We start from the raw sequence: 22,252 nt of genomic DNA, 5'->3' as shown, positions 1-22,252 counted from the left end.
TAGCCTAATCAATTAGAGTTCAATGAGTTTACACATGCAGATCAACTACTTTAAATGGTAGTTGATCTTTTTTATTAGATATTCATTTTGAATATCTCTTTCATTCAAGTGTAGTGTTGATACAGAAGTATATATTGAACGATTTATCACATCCAAAAATCTTCAAAGTCTACGCCGAATCCTTTTCTTTTTAAGGCCCTAATTATTTTTTGACCATTCCCTAATGAAGGCTTGAATTGATTCGAACGGGAGATACGGCTAATTGTATTTTGGTTTACCCCACTCCATTCCTTTAATTCCGTTTGAGTAATATCATTCTTTCTTAAAAATTTACCAAACTTAGATAACGGTTTTCCTAAGCCAAACACTGCGAACACTCCTATTCGTAGATACTCTATTAATCACATTTTTACCAAAGCCTGATTTTTTTAAACAAAAGTGTTAATAATGTACAAGCTGTTCGCAATATGATGTATCAAGGTCGCTATCAAAGTTGCTAGCAAACGTATTATCAAGATAGATATCAAATCAATTAGCTTCTGTATTGGCAAAGTACATATCAAATTAACTATCAAAGTAATGTTAACAAGGTAATAAATGAATCAACCCTATGTTTTATAAGTTTTCTTATTCTGTTTATAAAGAGAACGGAGGCATTTAAATGCGAGTAAGGAAAGAAAGGATTTTTTTTCGTAAGTTTATAGATCGGCCATACAAAGATAAAGAAAATACAATTCGTAAATATAAGTCATTAAGTCCTTTTGCATTCTTTCATATGAACGATCAAGTGTTAAATACTTATATTGCATTAGGAATAATGGGGACGGTTTTAATTGGGGCAGTCTTGTTAGAAAAGTATTTGGTACAAAATGAACATATATTTGCAGCAAAGTTTGTGAGTGGAAGTATTTATTATGGTATGCGAATTGGTGGAGTTTGCTTGATTGGATACGCATTTTTTCGCATCGTAAGTATGTTTTAGGGAGGAATGGAGTAAATGAGGATTATAAAGGAGTGGCTTCATACACAAAAGTTAAGGAATCGACTTAAAGAGGTTTTTGCAAAAGCAGGACTATATACGGAACATCAAACACGTGGAGGTAAAGTGCCTATTTATCCAAAGGTACATAATATTTCTTCTTCAACAGAAAGTGTAAGGTATGTATTTACGATACCAAACGGATTAGATCCACAAAAGATTGAAAAGAAGTGGTTTTGTTTTCAACAAATATTAGGACGGAATATTACGATTGAAGGGGATGTGAAAAAATTTGTACTACATGTATTCCATTCAAATTCTGGACTAAAACCTTATAAGTACTGTTATAAAGAGTGGCATTCATTATTAAAGGAGTATCGTCTTCCTGTTGTGGTTGGCCGGGATCAATTTGGGAAAATGATTACATACGATATGCTTGATTCCAATACACCACACTTATTAATTGCGGGGGAAACGGGAAGCGGGAAAAGTAGTATGGTGCGTGTTGTACTATCCACTTTCATTCAATATATGTCACCTGATAAGTTGCATTTGTATCTTGGGGATCTAAAAAACTCTGAATTTCATTTTTTGCGAAGAGTGAAGCATGTAAAAGACGTTTGTATGGAAGAAATCGAAATGAAAATTATGCTTCAAAAGGTGTGGAAGGAAATCAGAGAACGAAGAAAACTCATGGAACAGTTTGAGGTTGATCATATTGATGCGTACAACAAATTGAATCCTGATAATCAAAAACCATATATTTTACTTGCTATTGATGAAGTGGCGATGCTTAAAGATGAAAAAGAATGTATGACTACAATCGAAAAAATTTCAGCAGTCGGCCGATCACTTGGGGTCTTTCTTATGCTTAGTATGCAGAGGCCGGATGCAAAGGTGTTGGATGGCAAGTTAAAACTCAATATGACCGTAAGAATTGGTTTTAAATGCGATAGTGCGATTAATAGTAATATCATGGGTACTCCTGGTTCAGAGCATTTAGAGCAATCGGGCCAAATGATATTAAAACGAAATGGATTAAAGAAAGTGCAAGCACCTTATTTGGAATTAAGTAATGCGAAACAAATTGTTGAACCCTATCGCATGTCTAAAGAAGAGAAAATGCTCCAAATTCCTCTAAAAAAAGAAATTCCTTTGTTTGGGGTGTTAGATGATGAGGAGTAGAGATAAAGGAATTTTAAATGATTTGAAGCGATTTAGATGCATGTCCCGTGATGATATTATTGACTTGCATTTTCAGGGTTTAAAGAATGCAGTAACTTGTTGTAATACGGTTATGAAACGATTAAGGAGAGATGGTTATGTTGATGCAAACGTATTACAGCACCCATACATTTATTTTCCACAACCAAGTTCTATCAAAAAAACGAGTCAAAAAATTCCTCATTTCCTTGGTATTGTGGACGTATACAAACAACTTGTCTACTACGAGAATCCTAAACTATTCAAAGTGGAACCTAAGTATGGGAAAGAGTATATGGAGCCAGATGCCTTTACAATATGGCGTAGATCCCCATTTTTTATTGAATTTCAAAAGTCAGTATACAGTAAAAAAATAATGCAAGATAAGATAAATAGATACGAGTTATACTTCCATAGTCAAGAATGGCACAATGAATCTTGGCAACCGAAAGCTTCTAAATTTTTCCCTTCAATCCTAATCATTACTGACAAACATTACGACGTTCAATCTTCTTATTTCCGTATATTCCAGGCGAATTCTATAGGGGATTTTATGAATAACTTAATAATTAAATCATAAAGAAAGCCTGCAAAGTGCAGAGCTTTTTTCTTTTCAATAATCTATTAAGCAATGTATGATGCTCTATTACAGCAAAGCAGATATAGTCTCCCTTCAAATTGATAACGATAATTCCTGTTTGGATATGAATCACAAATTTAGGAAAGTAAATCTTCATTTTAATTTTATTATAATAGGTAATTCCTATTGAAACTATATTTATTATTATATTGAACTATGAATCACTGCATTTTAAACTAAGTTGGAATACAAAATACTATCGGAAAGGAATTGGGATTCATTATGAACGATAAAGGCACACTATTGTATACAAAGCTAGTAGAACATGCAAAGCGAAAAAAGGTTTCTTTCCATTTAGTGGAAGGTAAATAGATTGCTGATTTATACAAAAATGGTTATAAATAAGCTTTCGGATAAGAGGATGAATGAAAGATAGAGTAGCAGGGAATTTGTAGAGTATAATCTCATATTTTTTTATGTATGGCGACGTATTAGTCGTTGAAAAGGAGGGGATAAAAATTGCACATGATAAGGAAAGACACAAATTCTGAAATAGCGTTCAATAAAGCTAAAAGAATTATGCCTGGCGGAGTTAATAGTCCGGTTCGCGCATTTTCATGCGTAAATCTAGCACCTATCTTTGCTAAAAATGGGCAAGGTGCACACGTATTTGATATCGATGGGAATGAATTTATTGATTATATTGGTTCATGGGGTCCACTCATATTAGGGCATGCTCACCCGGAAGTTGTTAAAGCTATACAGGAGGCAGCAAGTCAGGGAACAAGTTTTGGCTTACCAACAGAAGCTGAAACAAAAATGGCGGAGTTAATATGTAGAAGTATTCCATCTATTGAAATGATACGTATGGTCAATTCTGGTACAGAAGCTACCATGAGTGCCATACGTTTAGCAAGAGGATATACGAAGCGGCAAAAAATCGTGAAATTTCAAGGAGGCTATCACGGACATGCGGATCCCTTTTTAATCAAATCCGGATCTGGTGTGGCAACATTGGGTTTACCTGACAGTCCAGGAGTCCCGAAAAGTGTTGCTTCCAATACCATTACAGTACCTTATAACAGTATAGATAGTATTCGTTTTGTATTTGAAAAATTTGGTGAGCAGATTGCTGCTGTTATTGTTGAGCCGATAGCAGGAAATATGGGGGTCATACCACCATTGCCCGGATTTCTTCATGGGTTGCGTGAGATTACTGAACGCTACGGAAGTCTGCTCATTTTTGATGAAGTGGTAACTGGTTTCCGTGTAGGCTATTATGGAGCGCAAGGCTTATACGGAATTAAGCCAGATCTTACATGTCTAGGAAAAGTAATTGGGGGAGGGCTCCCAGTAGGCGCTTATGGCGGAAAGCGAGAAATTATGGAACAAATGGCCCCTTCTGGATCGATTTATCAAGCTGGAACATTATCTGGAAATCCGGTCGCCATGGCAGCCGGGTATGCAACTTTGCAATTATTATCTCAGCATGGAATCTATGAAAAACTAGAAAGAAAAGGTGCTAGATTAGCTGAAGGCTTTATACAAAATGCCAAACTGACTGGTATTCCATTGAAAGTAAATAGAGTGGGTTCAATGCTTTGCTTTTATTTTACAGAACATGAGGTTGTGAATTATGAAACTGCTCAACTTTCAAATATGCGTTTATTTAAAAAATATTATGCGGCTATGTTGAATCATGGTGTTTTAATAGCTCCTACGCCCTATGAAGCCATGTTTATATCGAATGCTCATTCGGATGAGGTAATTGAAACAACAATTGAGGCTCATTATCGAGTATTAAGTATGATAAGTAAAGGATTGGGGGAGTAATTATGAATTTTTCAGAAATACGTAAGCTTTTTCCGATTCTAAATCAGCAAATTAATGGACATCACCTAGTATATTTAGATAATGCTGCTTCAGCACAAAAACCAATTCAGGTAATTGAGGCACTAAAACACTACTATGAGTGGGATAATGCAAATGTCCATCGTGGGGTTCATTCACTGAGTTCACGAGCAACGGATGCTTATGAAGGAGCACGGTTTAAGGTAGCTCGTTTTCTTCACGCAAAATCAGAAAAAGAAATAATATTCACTCGAGGTGCCACAGCAGCAATTAATCTAGTAGCAAGCAGTTATGCACGATCGGTATGTAAAAACGGGGACGAAATTGTTATTTCTGCAATGGAGCATCACAGTAATATAATTCCCTGGCAGCAAGTAGCAAAATGCACCGGAGCTGTATTGAAATATATTCCACTGCAACCAGACGGGACGTTTACAATAGAAGATGTGGAGAATACAATCACAAAACGGACAAAGATAGTTGCCGTATCACACATATCCAATGTACTAGGCATTACTAACCCGGTGAAGAAAATGGCATCCATCGCACATAAGCATGGAGCTGTCATTTTAGTGGATGGAGCGCAAAGTGTTCCTCATATAAAAGTGGATGTTCAGGATTTGGGTTGTGATTTCTATGCATTTTCAGGGCATAAAATGTGCGGGCCGACGGGAATTGGTGCTCTATACGGAAAAATATCACTCCTTGAGAAGATGGAGCCAATTGAATTTGGGGGCGAAATGATTGATCATGTTAATTTATATGATTCAACGTGGAAGGAATCCCCTTGGAAATTTGAAGGGGGTACACCAATTATTGCTGGGGCTATCGGTTTAGGAGTGGCGATAGACTTTCTTGAACAAGTCGGAATAGAAAATATTGCAAGGCATGACAAGCTTTTAACTGGCTATGCAGTAGAGCAAATGAAGCAGATTGAAGATTTAACAATAGTTGGTCCAGAAAAAGAGCGTTTGGGACTGGTGACGTTTCAAGTGGAGAATATTCACCCGCATGATATTGCTACTGTTTTGGATACATATGGAGTAGCCATACGTGCTGGACAGCATTGTTGTCAGCCGCTCATGGAACATCTGTGTGCCAGCTCTACGGCACGTGCGAGTTTTTATTTGTACAACACAGAAGAGGAGATCAATCGATTCATATTCGCACTTCATAAAGCAAGAGAATTCTTCAAGGTGAGGGGTTAATAGCTTTTGCTATCTCCATTTTCTATGCATTTCATATGTGGTTCAATAGATTTAGTTCAAGTATGCTTCTCTTTTTGTAGAATAAGAAAATAAAAATCCTGTATTAAAAATACAGGATTTTTAATCAACTTTTATCGGATGCACATTATAGTTTTACAATAGGTCAAAAGAATTTTTAAACTTCAGACTCATTTTAACGTGCATAAAGTACAATCTATTTAAAGGTTTCACTTTTTATAGTGGAAATCAACTGCTCCATGAATACTCGACTTGCTGCACACAAATATTTGTTTTTACGGTAAGCGATACCAATTTCCGTAATAAGCATAGGGTTTTCAATAGGAATCGTCCGTATAAGTTTATTGTCTATATAGTCAAGGTAACCTTTTGGTAGAATGGTGACACCAACTCCTTTGCTGACCATATGAATGATTGATTCCATAGTCGTCATTTCCATAACCGGTTTAGCTGCGAATCCAAGTTCATTACATTGTTCGTTAATCAGCTGCCGCAAAAAATATGTGTCAGGCAATAAAATTGAGGGTGTTTCTTTTAAAACGTCAAGTGTAACAGATTCCTCTTCAGCTACGGAATGATTGATTGGAACTGCTAAAGCAAGATGTTGTTTAAAGAGTGGAATGGTTTCTAACTCATCATGTTCCATAGGCAAAAATACTACGCCCAAATCGAGTTCATTTTCCAAAAGACCGTTATAAATATCCCCAGTTCGCATACCTGAAACAGCCAATTCAATATTGGGATACCTTTGGTGAAATTCGATTACAGTTTGAGGAATCAAGTAATTTGTAACTGTCAGGAGCGCTCCTATCTTTAATGACCCTCTTTTTAGACCTTGTATTTCACTAATTGCGGCACGAGCTTGTGATAGCTCATGGAATACATTATAGCTATGATGAAGCAGTGTTTTGCCCGCTTCGGTAATAGTGGTTCGTTTTCCAACACGATCAAACAATGGCGTACCGATTTCATGTTCCAGCAATCGGATCTGCTGGCTTAATGAGGGTTGGGCGATTCCTAACTTTTCGGCTGCACGAGTAAAATGTAGTTCCTGACATAAGGTCATGAAGTATTCCAATTGCTTTAAATCCAATAGTTCTTCCTCCAAAAGTTATTATTTTTTTATAGGAAATAATAATCATTATAGGGTAAATTATAGTAAATATCTATTGTTTGTGTTCGTACATACAGTGATTTTTTCCCTGTGAAAAGGTTTTGTTCATATGACAGTAATCAGCTTGTTTCATACAATCTTTAGGTGCACTTTTTTGTCACTTGTACGTATGTATGCTGGAATCTGTGGGTTAATAGATTAATTGTGGATTGAAAGTTTTCTTTCAAATATCCGTGTTAAAGGCAGATTTTCATGTATGTTATGAGTGTAATTATTAAGATGAATTCATACGGTAGTGGTTGTTGTGTCGGCAAAAGCATGATACAGTCATTTTTTTAGGTTGTAGAACAAAACCTAATGCTTATTGTTAAAGATTAATTGTGAATACAAAATTATTATGTTTAATGAGAAATATAGATAGGAGTAACAAAATGATTGTCTATACTGTACAGCACGAAGCAGCATGGAAAGCTTGGAAGAAACAAGGGTATATAACTAGTGACAATAAGTGGGTGGATTCCTACTTGAAGGTGCCCTACCGATGGATGAGACATCGCATGAAGCAAGCAATTCCGTCATATCAAGGTGAGCAACTAATATGGTTATGGCATACGGATAATTATCCTAATCGAAATGAGAAATGCTGGGGAAAAACTGGAGAAAGGTTTGTCATCCTTACGTTAGAGGTGCCTGATTGTGATATTCTCTGGAGTGATTATCAGGTTTGGTGTGGCTTACTAAACGAGAGCATTTCGTATCAGGAAAGAGTCGATGAACAAACTGCGGAGCCTTTTGAATTGTGGGAAAAAGAGATGGAAATGGAATATGGTATTATGTTTGATTTTAATGCCTTACAGGATCATCCAGATTGGTATCTAGACATACCAAATGAAATTGAAAAACAGGGCGTTGTTGGTATGCTGCCAATTTCAGCGATAAAAAAGGTTCAACGTTTCCGAGAAAAGGCGCTGCCTAAAAAGTATAGTAAACGTGTAGATTCAAGAACAAAACGTGTGAATAAAAAGAGAAGAAAAGCAAAAGAGAGAAAGTTACGTCTACAGGAAAGGTTGCGTAAAATCTAAATTCTGTGCGAGTAGATATCTACTTAAAGAAGAAGTCTATAGAAGCACTTAAAATAAAATTCAAATGGAGCATTTATAAGTAGATAGAAGACTCCAGATTGGTGAGTAATAATTATATAAACAATTGCTAAATCATTATATTTATTAACTTTAAGAAACTCTTGTATATCAAGAGTTTCTTTTTCTTTTAGTATCAATATAAAAAATTAGCATAGTTAAAATGAAAAGTGTCAAAGTTTTTTTCGGTGAAATGCCTCATCTATCATATATACGATGGTTTAATTAGGTTGTCATAAAACGAATAATACTTATTGTCTAACTATTTTTTGAAAGATATAGTTATTAGTCGTCAATTAGATTAAATAATAGGTAAAACCTATGGTTTCTATAATAATGATTGAATTGTTTAATGATAATCTCAAGATTATACTTAAAATCTAAATAATTTAACTACAGCTTAAGGAGGAAAAGAATTTGAGAATTCATTATTTGCAGCATGTCTCTTTTGAATCACCCGAACACATTTTAACTTGGGCGGAGGCAAAAGGGCATGAAGTCACAGGGACATTATTATATGAAAGCAGTTGTCTACCCTCTTATTCGGAATTTGACATGCTCGTCATACTAGGTGGGCCGATGGGGGTTTATGACGAGAAAATATATCCATGGCTTGAATTGGAGAAACAGTTAATAAAGAAAGCTATTCAGCATCGAAAACTAGTACTTGGGGTATGTCTTGGGGCTCAGTTAATTGCAGAAGCCCTTGGAGGAAAAGTATATAAAAATCATCATAAGGAGATTGGTTGGTTTCCTGTTAAATTGTCGGAGGAGGCCAAGCAAATCGATTTCTTTAGCGGATTTCCGGAGGTGTTTGTTCCTTTCCATTGGCATGCAGACACATTCCAGCTTCCTCCGCAAGCAAAGAAAATTGCGTATAGCAAAGGATGTGTTAATCAGGCATACGTATATGAAGAGCATGTCGTTGGATTACAATTTCATTTAGAGTCAAGTGCTGCCAGTATTGAGAGATTAATAGTACATTGTGCTGATGAAATTGAGCAAGGGATGTATGTACAACGGCCACATGAAATGCTTGAAGAGACACACTCGTTGGTTCTATCAAAATTCATACTATTCACTTTGCTCGATGCAATGGAGATGAAATATCAGGTATTTGCTAACGTAGAAAATTGTTCATAAATTTCTAATGCTACAATTAATCACTTTATTATAATGTGAAAAATCAAAGATTCATATACTATTTAACTTTTTGGTCACCATTTTTGGCAGCGAGAGGTGGCTTTTGCTACCCCTCTTTAAAAGGAGCTATGTAAACATGAAACACTTATTAAATAATAGAGTAACACGATTGCAGTCCTCAAAAATGGACCCCTTTTTTGATATGGCTTCGCAATATGAGGATGTCATCCATTTAACCATTGGTCAACCTGACTTTCCTACTCCAGCGCATATAAAGATAGCTGGACAAATAGCAATTGAAAATAACCATACAACGTACCCACCTTCTTCGGGTTATACAGAACTTCTTAAAGTTTCCTCAAACTACATGCATGTAAAATATGGACTTACTTATGATCCTAACCACGAAATACTAGTAACTAACGGATCAACCGGAGGAATTTATCTTGCTCTTAGAACTATACTTAGCGAAGGTTCCGAAGTTATTCTACCAACTCCTATTTATCCTGGATACGAACCGGTTATTCGTTTATGTGGCGCAACACCTATTTATCTAGACACAAGGGATACAGGATTTAAGGTTACAGTAGAGGCTCTTCAAAAAATGATGACCGATAAAACACGGTGTGTCATTATCCCATCACCGATGAATCCTTCTGGAGTTACACTGAATCAAAAAGAAATAAAAGCAATTAGGGATTTGCTGGTTGATAAAGATGTAATGGTTGTTTCAGATGAATTATATAGCGAATTGGTTTTTGAAGAGGAGCATGTATCAATTGCGAAAATGGAGGGAATGAAAGAGAAAACAATTGTCATTAATGGGCTATCAAAATCCCATGCGATGACAGGATGGAGAGTAGGATTTGCTTTTGCACCAGGATATCTGATTGAAGAAATGAAGAAGCTACAGCAATACACGACGGCTGCTGTCTCATCGATTAGTCAAGTTGCTGCTATCGAGGCATTGACAGTAGGAATTAATGATGCTCACATCATGCGTGACGAATATCGTATACGTCGTGATTATGTGTATAAGAGGTTGCAAGATATGGGACTCACAGTAGTCAAACCAGCCGGTTCATTTTATTTTTTTCCGTCTATCTCAAAGTTTGGGAAAACCTCATCAGAATTTGTTGCTGATGTATTAAAAAAAGCTAAGGTTGCACTCATTCCAGGAGATTCATTCACGGAATATGGAGAAGGGTATGTGAGGATTTCTTATGTACAGCCAATGAAGGTGCTAGAGGAAGCTCTAAATCGTCTTGAAAAGTATCTAGGTGAATTACAATCCTAGATACGTGCTTTGACGAATTACGTTTATCACTATCAGCAGTTAAAAAGGAGGGTTTCTTATGGTGAAAAACAAGGTCTTGTCTATAGCAGGTTCGGATAGCAGTGGAGGTGCTGGAATCCAAGCCGATATGAAAACATTTCAGGAGTTAAATGTCTACGGGATGACTGCATTAACGACTATTGTTACGATGGATCCTAAAAATTATTGGGAGCATCATACATTTCCACAAGAAATTAAAACAGTAAAGGAGCAATTAAGAACTATTATTGAAGGAATCGGTATTGATGCAGTAAAAACAGGAATGCTTGGATCGGTCCAACTAATCGATTTGGTTTCCAAGGTAATTGATCAACATCAACTCGAAAATATTGTTATTGATCCGGTTTTAGTTTGCAAAGGTGTAACAGAAGTAATGCATCCTGAAACAGTAGATAGTTTACGAGATTTGCTCATACCAAAAGCTACAATTGTCACACCTAATCTACTGGAAGCGGCACATTTAAGTAAAGTGGCTCCGATTAAATCCATTAAGGGCATGAAAGAAGCAGCAAAAATCATTCACGATTTAGGTCCAAAATATGTTTTAGTGAAAGGAGGGAGCCGCCTAGCACATGAGACAGCATTAGATTTACTATATGATGGAAAGAATTTTAAATATATACAATCAGAACGATTTCAAACCGACCATATACATGGTGCTGGATGTACTTACTCTGCAGCGATTGCTGCTGAACTAGCGAAAGGGAAGTCTGTTATAGAGGCAGTAAGCATTGCGAAGTTATTTATTACAGAAGCAATACGCAGTTCATTCGCTCTCAATCAATATGTTGGCTCAACGAATCATAGTGCATACAAAAAAACTACTAATTCATTAGAAGGGATAGTTAATAATGAAGAAATTAAGGGAAAAAGATTATCAAGTAGCTGAGGCAATTGATTATGAATTACAACGCCAGCAAAAACATATTGAACTAATTGCTTCTGAAAACTTTGTAAGTCTAGCCGTTTTAGAGGCAATGGGCACAGTGCTGACTAATAAGTATGCTGAAGGATATCCAGGAAAGAGATACTATGGTGGATGTGAATATGTAGATATTGTAGAGAGTTTAGCTATAGAGCGAGCAAAACAATTATTTGGAGCGGACCATGCGAATGTGCAGCCTCACTCCGGGGCACAAGCAAATATGGCTGTTTACTCTGCTTGTTTGAAGCCTGGAGATACAGTATTAGGAATGGATTTATCCCACGGTGGTCACCTTACACATGGGAGCCCTGTTAATTCCTCGGGTGTATTATACAATTTTATATCTTATGGAGTAAATAAGCGACATTTCAATATTGACTATGATGAAGTTAGAACTTTAGCGCTGAAACATCAACCTAAAATGATGGTAATTGGTGCAAGTGCATATTCAAGGATTATTGATTTTGAGAGATTATCGAGCATCGCAAAAGAAGTGAATGCATTTTTTATGGCAGATATAGCCCATATTGCTGGGCTTGTAGCTACTGGAATGCATCCGAGCCCAGTTCCATATGCTGATTTTGTTACTACTACTACCCATAAAACCCTGCGTGGTCCTCGAGGGGGAATTATACTCTGCCGAAGAGATTGGGCTGCTACAATAGATAAGAGTGTATTCCCTGGTATACAAGGAGGGCCAGCTATGCACATGATTGCGGCCAAGGCAGTCGCTTTTAATGAAGCGTTGAAGCCCGAATTTAAAAAATATGTTTCAAATACAATAAAGAATGCTAAGGTGCTAGCAAAAGAACTAAGAGAGTTAGGCTTTAATGTGTTGACAGGTGGAACGGACAATCATTTGCTACTTATAGATCTTTGTAATATGAACCTAACAGGAAAAGAAGCTCAAATATTATTAGAGGAAGTAGGGATAACGGTTAATAAGAACTCCATTCCTTTTGATAAAAAGGGTCCTTTTATTACGAGTGGAATTCGTTTGGGGACACCAGCAGTTACAACACAAGGAATGGGTGAACTAGAAATGATTAAAATTGCTGAAATCATTTGTTTAGTATTAAAGAATCCCCAGAATGTAAGAGTTAAAGAAAAAGCATGCTCTATCGTAAAAGAATTAACTAAGAAATTTCCAATATACAAGGATATGACTTTAATGAAAGAGATAATAAGGAATTAACCCGGGTCGCTTTTTTGCACATTGTATTTAATTCTTAGCAAAATGAATGGATTGCCCGAAGAATAGAAACCAGAGGATTTAGTTGTACCAAATGTACTGTTCTCATTTAGTGGAACGTTAGAATAGAGTCACCTTCGTAAAGAAGCAGTAGAAGCACTAGAAAAGTTATTTGATTTGCAAAGCAAGAAGGAATCCAGTTAAATGTTATTTCAGGGTTTCGCTCCTATAATTATCAAAAAAACTGTATGCAAACAATGTAAAAAGAAAAGATCAAGAGCATACATAACGATAAAAGGAGCAAATTAATTTGCTCCTTTTTCACTTGAATTCTACATGAAATTTAGTATCAATGATTCCAAATGCAACTTTACATGGGAACGGGTTTCTCCCTGTTGAAGCAGCAGACATACATGAAAGTACCCAATATTCTAATTCTAAAGGTAAGCGGAATGCTTGGATACTACCATCATTGTTTTTTACTGTTACAATCGGTGTATTTACCCTAGTAGTAGCGAAACCATCTGTCGTTATCATCGCTACTACATCATTATTATGAAAACCAGCGCTTAAAACCTCGTAAGTTAGTCCATCTTTCTCATTGATAATCATAGGTATATTTAAATAGGGATAGTTATTTATATCATTATGAGTAATTGTTCTCGCTGTATTCTTTCTTATATGATTCTCTTGCATTCTATATACTCCTTTATAATACTCCAAAGATAATCACCTAAATCTATTCTATTTTACGTCTATTATATTCGTAAATTGTATTGTCAACTTATTATAGAAAGCATCAGTACATATGATAGAGCTATGTAATGGAACTATATCGATAACGGTCATATAATTGGTGAGTAAATAACCATCTTCATAATATGTAATTAATATCTCTTCTTCAGATAGCAATGAACATAGTAACATGTTCTCAATCCGTTCTTTCTCTTCAGAAGTTAAAATGGGGCGTGCAACTTTATTTTTCTCTTTGATCATTTCACGTATTCCGACGAATTGTTCTGGCATTGCTGCAAACGGTGTCCATTTTACCATTCCTCTGCCTTTTGGCATATTAGCGTTGTTCATGATTTGTGTCCCCCTAACAGTGTGTTTCTGTATCTAGCTGTTGCATTATTTGTATAGGAAATTCCTCTTAATATGCTATTTTTTCCAAACTTTATGCGTATTTCATCCATTACTTTCGTTAGCTTTATTTCTTTTTCTCGTTGTATGATGTTATCAAAAAGAGAAATTTGTTCTTCTCCTTCACCAATTAGTTTTGTTAGAGAAATAGTAATACTTCTAATTGGTTCTCCAGTATATTGTTGATGTAGAAAATATAGACAAACTTGATAAATGTCCATGGTTAAGTTGGTCGGACGGCTTAAGGTATGTGTTTTGCTAAAGCCACCCGAATAACTTTTACTATATCCAATTGAAAATTGAACGGTTTGAGCAAGTTTGTTTTGTTGTCTTAATCGATAGCAAACTTCTTCGGTATGTTCCAGTAGGATAATCGGAAATTCTTCTATTGTATAATCACGCATTAAAATTTGGCTTTTTCCTATAGAAGTTGTGGCAGGAACATATTTTTCTGAAATGCGACTAAAGTCAATCCCATTACTATGTAAGTGTAATTCTTCGCCAATCACGCCGAAGCTTTGTTTTAAATATTTAAGAGGATAATTAGCTAAATCTCCAATTGAATGTATTCCTTTTTGATTTAATTTTGTTTCTGTTTTATGCGAAATCCCCCAAAACTTATTAAGCGGTCGTATGCTCCATAATTTTGTAGGTATATCTTCGTATTTCCAATAAGCGACTCCGTCTTTATTTTTCTTTGCTTCAATATCTAAAGCTACCTTACTCATCAATAGGTTAGGTGCAATCCCGATTGTGCATTCAATTCGTGTGTGTTCATATATTTCACGTTTAAACTGTAATGCAAATTCATTTGGATTCCGGGCAAATAGATGGATGCTATCGGTAATATCCATAAAAAATTCATCGATGCTGTATTGATGAAAGTCTTCAATAGGAACATATTGTAGAGCTAACTTCGTTATGTAATTGGAGCACTTAATATAGGTTCCCATAATTGGATTCACAATAAGGATATCTTTTTGTCGAGGAATCTCGTATAGCCTTGCCATCTTCTTTACACCCATTGCTTTTAAAGGTGGAGTTGCGGCTAAAACAATGGACCCATTCCTATTTACATCACCGACTACAGCTAATTTTGTATGAAGTGGGTCTAATCCCATTTTGATGCAACTAACAGAAGCATAAAAGCTGCGAAGATCGACACATAAAATGATTCTATTCGGTAAAATTGAATAGTAATACACTATAACTCCTCCTAATAATAATGAGAACGTTTGTTCTTATTCTTGTTCTTATTATACACGAACTTACGTTCTTTTATGAAGTGATTTTTGAAAAAATATTTAATTATATGTAGTAGAAATAAGTAGAACGACAGAGAGAAATAACGGCCAAATGTTATTGAAGTTTCTAGGATATAAGCTGTATCATTTATATTGGTTAGTACAGGAAGAAAATGATGGGAGGATGTAAGGTATATTATCCTTTCAAAAGGTGATAGTAATTTATCGTAAAAAGAGGTTTCTATTACGAGATTATGTGAAAATATAATTTCACATAATAGATTGAAGGAGGATGTTTCATAAATGGAGCAGGTTATACAAGAGTTTTTTTCTCCAAGTAAAAACTATAAGGTTCAAATCATTAAAAGAAAAGATGGGCTATACACAACAGAAGCTTATAGATGGATGGAGGATTGTGGATATGAATTTTGGAGTTATATATCACAAGGATTGACTTTGATAGATAGTGAGGAACATGCGCGTAAAATTGCTATGGAACAACTAAAGGAATGTTCAAGAGATGAGTTTTAATAATACGCTATTTTATTTGTAAAATTATAAGGGAATATGATGTTTTTTGAAAATATAGAAATAAAATTTATTTAATCTTATTTATTTTATAAGAATTGTAAGGTATACTAAAAGTAGGTGCAAAAATGCGCTATTTGAAAAAGAGTGCAAGTCAAAAAGGAATCCGTAAAGGATTCCTTTTTTGTTTTTTAGTAAATGAAGCAACTTCCTATTATCTCTGTCTTTTTCATAAACATAACAGGTATTTTTGGAAAATTGCCACATTCCTGTAACAAAACAAAGGTATGTTATGTGTGTAAAAGATAAAGAGAAAGAGAAAGAAGGAGAAAGTTGTGAAAAAAATTTTACCAATTGTTGCGTTGTTAGGCATGATGAATTTTGGAGTACAGGAAATGAATGTAAGAGCTGATACCTATCACAAGAGTGATTCAAAAATTAGTTTTTGGGATTCGAAAAGGAAAGGTACTAATTTCATGAATAGTACATCATTACCTGAAAACTATAAAAGTGCAAAAGAAGCTAATATTGAATATGTTCGTTTAGCACCTGATAAATGGGCAAAGGATAAAGATTTTTTATTTGAGGATAAACCAGATACCTCTGGGAAGGATTTTCTGATAGGAAATGCAGATAACTATCAGGGATTAGTAAAGGAGGATCTAGAAAAATTAAAAGCGGATTTAGATGCCGCACAATCGCAGGGAATGAAAGTTGTTCTTACAATGTTATCCTTGCCTGGTGATCGATGGCGCCAATTTAATAATAACAAGAATGACGACAGAATATGGGAAGAAGAGAAATATCAAGAACAAGCAAGTCAATTTTGGAAAGACCTTGCTTTGGAACTAAAAGATCACCCTGCAGTGGTCGGTTATAATATTATAAATGAACCTCATCCAGAAACAGCTAAAAATAATAGATATAATGATTTTTGGACGGAAGATTATGAGAAATGGTATGCAAAAGTAAAAGGAACGACAGCAGATTTAAACAAATTTTATGAAAAGGTGATTCATTCTATCCGTGAAGTGGACCAAGAAACACCGATTATTTTAGATTCAGGTTTATATGCTACTCCATGGGCCTTTAATTATTTAAAACCAGTAGAGGATAAAAAAACACTATACGCATTTCATATGTATGAACCATATGAATTAACGAGCCAAGGTGAAAAACAAAACAAGGAATATCAATATCCAGGATTAGTAAAAGTAGGGGATTTAGAGAAACCTGTAATGTGGAATAAACAGGGATTAGAAAAATTTTTAAAGCCACTCCAACAATGGTCTAAGAAAAATCATGTACCATCTAACCGAATTATTGCAGAGGAGTTTGGAATTAACCGTACCGTTCCAGGAGCTACCCAATACATGCAAGATCTTATTTCTATCTTCAACCAAAGAGGTTGGCATAAATCATTCTATGCATTCCGTGAAGACACATGGACGGGAATGAATTATGAATTAGGAACAGGAAAAATAAAATGGGACGAAGAGGGTAAACCGATACGTCAAGATAATCCACTCTGGGATGTAATAAAAAAAGATTTACAGGGGCATAAGTAGTTTAGAATGCTTGGTTTAAGAACTAAATGTAAGCATCTAATTCTAATAGAATTAGATGCTTTTTATATCAAAGAAGGCGGAGTCATATTAAAGATTCCGCCTTTCTTTTACATATAGAGTAGCAACCTGGTTTATTTACAATAAATAATAAGATTCTTAGAGAATAGTTTAAAAAAAGTTAAGGAAGTTTAAATAAATGTGGTTGCAATTATTTAAACCTTGAAGTTAAAAAACTTTTATGAATTTTTCGCTAGATTATAAGCTTTAAATGTTGAAATTTATTTACTTATTTCGCCAAATGAATACATTTATACAATTAGATGGAAGTTAAGGGTGTTGAATCAAAACATAATAGTTTGTTATTGATGAGTTTATCGTAAAGTTGTTATTTAATGTTTCATCAAATAGTATTTGTATACAATGATAAATAAAGAAAAGGAGATTATTATGAGAAAAAATAGATTAAAAGATACAACATAGATAGCATGAATAGCTTGGGGTGTAAAACAAAAATCCTTAAGTGCATTAAGGAAAAATGAGGGAGTTAATATGGGGAATAATTCAAAACATAAAACTAGAAAAATACTTGCAGCCACCGCTACAGTAACCATGCTTGCAACTGGAATGATTTCTACAACAGATATCATTGCAGAGGAAACTCAACAGCAAAATAAAATATCGACATCATTTCAAGAGGGAAAGTCAGTTAAATCAGAAAACAGAATATATACAGTCCCAGGAAAAGGGGATGTTGAGGTACTGAAACAACAGGAAAGAAAAAGTATGGCATTTAGTCCATATGAACCGACTGGTTTATATGCAAAGCCAAATGAACAAATAACGATTAATGTAGAAGGAAATCAAAATATTCAAGCATACATTGGAACGTATTCGTATGATGCTTCTTGGAGAGAAGATTCTAAAATAAAATCATTTACATTAAAACCAGGTATAAACACAATCCAATCTCCAAATGGAGGAATGATTTATTTTTACAATAAACAACAAGGTGGTACCATTCGAACAACAGTCACAACTGGTGGAACGACTACTCCTCTCTTTGAACTAGGTAAGCATACAAAACAAGATTTAATAGACATGCTGAACCAATATCCAAATGCACATGCAGTGGAGCTAAAAGGAGAACGTGTATTAATTACGGCCAGCCCTGCACGTGTTAAGAAATATTTGCTAGGTTCTAATACAGATCCTGTACAACTCTTAAAAAAGATGGATGAAGCTACCCGAATTCAAGACAAAGTAGCTGGATTATCCGAAGAACAAGCAGACAAGCATTATATTCATTACGTAGAAGAAAATCATTCACCAGATTATTATATGTATGCGACTTCTTATCGAACTGCATATGTAGGAGATGCAATTCAATACGTGTTAGATATTAATAAATTTATAAAAGATGGTTGGGGTCCTTGGCATGAGGCAGGGCATTTGAGACAGCAATCACCTTGGAAGTTTTATAATATGACAGAAGTACAAAATAATATTTACAGCATTTCTGTAGAAAAGGCGTTTAATCAACCATCCAATTTAGAGAAAAGTGGAATTTATCCGAAAGCGTTTCAATATCTAGAACAAACGAATAAAAATTATGACGAAATTAGTGATGCTTTTGTTAAGCTTGTTATGCTCTGGCAACTACAATTAGCATATGGAGAAGACTTCTATCCTAAGCTGCATCAATTGTATAGAGATATGCCTTCTAATGAACTTCCACAAACTGATGAAAATAAAAAACAATTATTTATGATCTCAGCATCAAAAGTAGCCAAACAAAATTTGATGCCTTTCTTTGAGAAGTGGGGATTACGTCCAAATAATGATACCATTCAAAAAGTGGCTGCATTAGGCTATCCGATTTTAACAGCAGAGATTTGGAAGGGGACGGATTCTAATCCGATTAAACCAGATGTACCTAATGCAAATAATATTTTAGAAGGAAGCCAGTTTGCATGGTCAATGAAAGGGATTAGTGATTTTGAGTTTGCTAAAATCAATTTCAATAAGTCGGCTGAAGAAATGCAAGTGGACTTAAAAGCAGGCGTACCGCATCATTATTTTAATGAAACATATGCGAGTATTAAAGTACAAAATGCATCAGGCAAAGTAGTATACAATAAAGATATTTATGGAAACAAACAACAAAATGCTGAATCGCAAAAAGTTCCAGTTAAAGTAGGAGATTATATCGAGTTTACCCATATAGAAGGGGAAGCAGTAAATGAAAAGACACGAGCTACACTTACTAACCTTGAGAATAATAAACAAGAATATATAGGAAAAAAAAGAATCTATCAAGTTACTTCAACGGGATTAAACAAAATAGATTAACATGAAAAACATTCAAATTTTTAGTTAGATGCTTAATAGTCGTTCATTATGAACGGCTATTTGGCTTTTATTTAATATAAAGTGAAATTAATTTTAAAAATATGTTTGAGGACTGAGTGATGTTTAGGTGCTGTAAATTTGAGAAAAAAGAAACAGAATAATAAGGTATTTGTTGATAAAGACTCTCTGGTATTACAATATTTTACATATTTGGTATGATGTATATGAGTGCTATATATTAAGGGAGGAATGAGAATGAAGAGGTTCATAGCTCATGCAAATGGTAATAAGATCTTTAAAAAGTTAGTTTTAATGGTGTTACCAATGGTTCTAATGTTAATGATGATAACCCCATCGAATGATGCATTGGCAGGCGACCAATCAAATGCAAGTTCACTAAAAGGTGTGAATCTATTTAATGGAAGCTGGACTGTTGCTATACAAGCTGCAAATTTACAATATGTGTCTGCTGAACCATCGGGAAATGTAGTAGCAAATCGTAGTGCAGTTAATGAATGGGAGAAATTTGAATTAATTCCGACTGGGGAATTATATACGTTTGCTTTAAAAGCGAAAAGTAATGGAAAGTACGTTTCGTTTGAGCCAAATGGTAGAGTAGTAGCAGATCGTACATCAATTGGGGCATGGGAAAAATTTATCTTATATAATGGTGGAGACAATAGGATATATGTATTACAAGCGCTAAGTAATGGTAGATTTATATCAGCAAATGGCGGTAGAGATTTAACAGCTAATAGTTATGTAGCTGGAAGCTGGGAAAGATTTGTTATTGTGTACTTCTAAATTTGGAAGTGTTATGTATCTAGATGATAATGACATGTGTAGTTCATATGCATGCCAAATAAAATAAAGAGTTAAGTACTTAATATAAGTGTATATTTAGGTACAAAAAGGACTGCAAGTAATTGTCAGTCCTTTTTGTATGTTAATTAATTATCTGCTGTGGATGTAATAAGAAGAAAAAGAACCCTATAGGGTTCTTTTTCAAGGCATATTAACCGTAAGGAGAATCATGAAATGCTACTTCAAACCTTTATTAGGGGAAAGATTTTGAAAAAGCTTAACATACATCTATTTTTACATAAATGTAAGATATAGTAAATTGATAATCTTTATACTTACTATTACTAATATTCAATTAAGATGGTTAACACTATGTGTATAGTGTTAACTGATGTTTAGTGTAGTATACATTTAGAAATCTAGTATTAGATTACAAGTGTTAAAAAGCTAATAGGTTTATCATTTCAAATTCTAACTAACATTTAAACGATTATAATTGAAATGGGGTGTGTATTAACTCTTATAAGCTAATGAAAGTAATTGAACTACCCCCACTTTCACTTCGTTTAGAAGTGAGGGATTCCTAAGTAAAGGGTTCTATCGAACTCTAATTGATTAGGCTAACCCCGCAGTCCCTGCGGTTAGAAGTCTTATTGCTTCATTCTTTATATTGATACTTGCGTTAATATCCCTATCATGGTGTGTACGACAAGAAGGACAGTCCCATTTACGTAGGTTTAGATTTTTAACGTCTTTGTTTTGATATCCACAACAAGAACATAATTGGCTGGAAGCAAATGTTTTCGATACGACAATGACTTGTTTGCCATACCATTTTGCTTTATATTCCAACATGGTTCGAAACTGTGACCAAGATACTTCACTAATTGCTTTTGCTAACTTACGATTTTTTAACATATTTGATACTTGCAAATCCTCTATACCGATAACATCGTGGTTTTTGATGATTTCAGTTGAGATTTTGTCTAAGTAATCTTTTCTAGCATTTGATATGTATTCATGAATTCTAGCTATTTTTACTCGTTGTTTATTCCAACGAGATGATCCTTTCATTCTTCTAGAAAGAACACGCTGTGCTTTCGCCAACTTATCTTCTAATAATCGGAAAAACTTCGGATTTTCATAGGGTTTTCCATCTGACAAAATAGCGAAATCTTTTAGTCCTACATCTATCCCAATGTAAGAATGAGTTTTCGGAAGTTCTTGTACTTTTGTTTCAACTAATAGTGACACAAAATATCTATCAGAAGGGTTTCGTCTAACTGTAGCATTTACAATACGTCCCGTTATTTCACGACTTTTGGCAAATCGAACAAGACCTAGTTTTGGCAATTTTATTTTGTTTCCTACAATGGCAATGTTTTCATTTGTTTGTTTTGTGATATAAGATTGTACGTTATTCTTCTTGGATTTGAAACGCGGGGCACTATTTTGTTTTTTGAAAAAGCGTGTATACGCATCCGCAAGGTTGCGAACAGACGACTGAATCGCAATACTATCCACTTCTTTGAGCCAAACAAACTCTTTCTTCATGGCAGGAAGTTTGGCAGAGCATGTACCATATGTTAAACCTTTTCCAGTTTCTTTATATGCGTGATCCCATAGGGATAGGAAATGATTGAATACAAAGCGAGAACAACCTATCGTTTTATTAATTAGAATTGCTTGTGCATGATTTGGATAGATACGAAACTTAAAGGCTTTATTAATTATCATTTGATTCACCTCCATTTCGGTATATGAATATTATACACCAAACGTACATTCGATGGATAGTGAAGTAACACTTTATGTATGTCGAACAATTAAGATGGCTTCCTGCCATCTCTTGTTCGAAGCCAATTCATCTCCCACCTACTCACTTCGCGTTCCTTGAGGAAGGAGTCTTCTTGGCTAAAATGATAAAA

At 34.8% G+C, this 22,252-nt stretch carries 19 protein-coding genes and 2 pseudogenes; 15 read left to right on the top strand and 6 right to left on the bottom strand.

The window, feature by feature from the left end; genetic code table 11:
• Positions 1–146: 146 nt before the first annotated feature.
• On the bottom strand, positions 147–368 hold the full coding sequence (locus ACXY7N_RS26375; RefSeq protein ID WP_064474032.1) for a helix-turn-helix domain-containing protein: 222 nt from the start codon (positions 366–368) through the stop codon (positions 147–149).
• A gap of 293 nt (positions 369–661) precedes the next feature.
• On the opposite strand from ACXY7N_RS26375, the gene ACXY7N_RS26370 reads away from it, so the two are divergent.
• The 5 genes from ACXY7N_RS26370 (at position 662) to ACXY7N_RS26350 (ending at position 5,821) form a co-directional block, all read left to right on the top strand.
• Positions 662–982 carry a hypothetical protein gene (locus tag ACXY7N_RS26370; RefSeq protein WP_488592740.1) on the top strand — a complete coding sequence of 107 codons (321 nt, stop codon included), beginning with the start codon at positions 662–664 and terminating at the stop codon, positions 980–982.
• A gap of 15 nt (positions 983–997) precedes the next feature.
• The gene (locus ACXY7N_RS26365) at positions 998–2,164 is read left to right on the top strand and encodes an FtsK/SpoIIIE domain-containing protein (protein WP_237981990.1); all 1,167 of its coding nucleotides are present in this window, start codon (positions 998–1,000) and stop codon (positions 2,162–2,164) included.
• 22 nt (positions 2,165–2,186) lie between these two features.
• Positions 2,187–2,762, top strand: coding sequence for a replication-relaxation family protein (locus ACXY7N_RS26360; RefSeq protein ID WP_488592780.1), 576 nt, complete (start codon positions 2,187–2,189; stop codon positions 2,760–2,762).
• A gap of 525 nt (positions 2,763–3,287) precedes the next feature.
• A complete protein-coding gene (hemL, locus tag ACXY7N_RS26355; protein ID WP_097817285.1) occupies positions 3,288–4,595 on the top strand; it encodes a glutamate-1-semialdehyde 2,1-aminomutase in 1,308 nt (435 codons plus the stop codon).
• A gap of 2 nt (positions 4,596–4,597) precedes the next feature.
• A complete protein-coding gene (locus ACXY7N_RS26350; protein WP_488592739.1) occupies positions 4,598–5,821 on the top strand; it encodes a cysteine desulfurase in 1,224 nt (407 codons plus the stop codon).
• Positions 5,822–6,035: 214 nt separating this feature from the next.
• Here ACXY7N_RS26350 and ACXY7N_RS26345 read toward each other — a convergent pair whose 3' ends face one another.
• Positions 6,036–6,932 carry a LysR family transcriptional regulator gene (locus ACXY7N_RS26345; RefSeq protein ID WP_226545922.1) on the bottom strand — a complete coding sequence of 299 codons (897 nt, stop codon included), beginning with the start codon at positions 6,930–6,932 and terminating at the stop codon, positions 6,036–6,038.
• 452 nt (positions 6,933–7,384) lie between these two features.
• Between ACXY7N_RS26345 and ACXY7N_RS26340 the strand changes: the two genes are divergently transcribed.
• From ACXY7N_RS26340 to ACXY7N_RS26315, 6 genes and pseudogenes are all read left to right on the top strand, one after another.
• Positions 7,385–8,035: a DUF3841 domain-containing protein gene (locus tag ACXY7N_RS26340; protein WP_377819389.1), complete on the top strand. Its 651-nt coding sequence runs from the start codon at positions 7,385–7,387 to the stop codon at positions 8,033–8,035.
• Between the two features lie 474 nt (positions 8,036–8,509).
• On the top strand, positions 8,510–9,235 hold the full coding sequence (locus ACXY7N_RS26335; RefSeq protein ID WP_377819388.1) for a type 1 glutamine amidotransferase: 726 nt from the start codon (positions 8,510–8,512) through the stop codon (positions 9,233–9,235).
• Between the two features lie 136 nt (positions 9,236–9,371).
• Complete coding sequence (locus tag ACXY7N_RS26330) at positions 9,372–10,532, top strand: aminotransferase A (RefSeq protein WP_488592738.1); 1,161 nt, start codon at positions 9,372–9,374, stop codon at positions 10,530–10,532.
• Between the two features lie 58 nt (positions 10,533–10,590).
• Positions 10,591–11,460, top strand: coding sequence for a pyridoxine/pyridoxal/pyridoxamine kinase (gene pdxK, locus ACXY7N_RS26325; protein WP_226545919.1), 870 nt, complete (start codon positions 10,591–10,593; stop codon positions 11,458–11,460).
• Positions 11,423–12,691 carry a serine hydroxymethyltransferase gene (locus tag ACXY7N_RS26320; protein ID WP_240588024.1) on the top strand — a complete coding sequence of 423 codons (1,269 nt, stop codon included), beginning with the start codon at positions 11,423–11,425 and terminating at the stop codon, positions 12,689–12,691. Before pdxK ends, ACXY7N_RS26320 begins: the two co-directional genes overlap by 38 nt.
• A 39-nt stretch (positions 12,692–12,730) precedes the next feature.
• Positions 12,731–12,974, top strand: a pseudogene (locus tag ACXY7N_RS26315) (D-alanyl-D-alanine carboxypeptidase family protein); the annotation flags it as partial.
• 35 nt (positions 12,975–13,009) lie between these two features.
• Here the strand turns inward: ACXY7N_RS26315 and ACXY7N_RS26310 are convergent.
• The 3 genes from ACXY7N_RS26310 to ACXY7N_RS26300 are packed head-to-tail and all read right to left on the bottom strand — an operon-like array spanning position 13,010 to position 15,036.
• Entirely contained in the window at positions 13,010–13,384 is a 375-nt protein-coding gene (locus tag ACXY7N_RS26310; RefSeq protein WP_240588023.1) for a hypothetical protein, read from the bottom strand.
• Positions 13,385–13,432: 48 nt separating this feature from the next.
• On the bottom strand, positions 13,433–13,774 hold the full coding sequence (locus ACXY7N_RS26305; RefSeq protein ID WP_240588022.1) for a YolD-like family protein: 342 nt from the start codon (positions 13,772–13,774) through the stop codon (positions 13,433–13,435).
• Entirely contained in the window at positions 13,771–15,036 is a 1,266-nt protein-coding gene (locus ACXY7N_RS26300) for a Y-family DNA polymerase (protein ID WP_488592737.1), read from the bottom strand. Before ACXY7N_RS26300 ends, ACXY7N_RS26305 begins: the two co-directional genes overlap by 4 nt.
• A gap of 342 nt (positions 15,037–15,378) precedes the next feature.
• Between ACXY7N_RS26300 and ACXY7N_RS26295 the strand changes: the two genes are divergently transcribed.
• The 4 genes and pseudogenes from ACXY7N_RS26295 (at position 15,379) to ACXY7N_RS26280 (ending at position 20,324) form a co-directional block, all read left to right on the top strand.
• Positions 15,379–15,606 carry a hypothetical protein gene (locus ACXY7N_RS26295; RefSeq protein WP_000438639.1) on the top strand — a complete coding sequence of 76 codons (228 nt, stop codon included), beginning with the start codon at positions 15,379–15,381 and terminating at the stop codon, positions 15,604–15,606.
• A 302-nt stretch (positions 15,607–15,908) separates the two neighbouring features.
• Positions 15,909–17,171, top strand: coding sequence for a glycoside hydrolase family 5 protein (locus ACXY7N_RS26290; protein WP_488592779.1), 1,263 nt, complete (start codon positions 15,909–15,911; stop codon positions 17,169–17,171).
• A 549-nt stretch (positions 17,172–17,720) separates the two neighbouring features.
• A pseudogene (locus ACXY7N_RS26285) lies at positions 17,721–19,517 on the top strand (M60 family metallopeptidase); the annotation flags it as partial.
• 258 nt (positions 19,518–19,775) lie between these two features.
• The gene (locus tag ACXY7N_RS26280; RefSeq protein WP_488592736.1) at positions 19,776–20,324 is read left to right on the top strand and encodes a fascin domain-containing protein; all 549 of its coding nucleotides are present in this window, start codon (positions 19,776–19,778) and stop codon (positions 20,322–20,324) included.
• A 615-nt stretch (positions 20,325–20,939) separates the two neighbouring features.
• Here the strand turns inward: ACXY7N_RS26280 and tnpB are convergent.
• Positions 20,940–22,061 (bottom strand): IS200/IS605 family element RNA-guided endonuclease TnpB, encoded by a 1,122-nt coding sequence (tnpB, locus tag ACXY7N_RS26275; protein WP_016135565.1) that lies wholly within the window; start codon positions 22,059–22,061, stop codon positions 20,940–20,942.
• Positions 22,062–22,252 lie beyond the last annotated feature (191 nt).

The organism is Bacillus sp. 5w2, from assembly GCF_054353775.1.
This window is presented reverse-complemented; position numbering and strand designations above follow the sequence as displayed.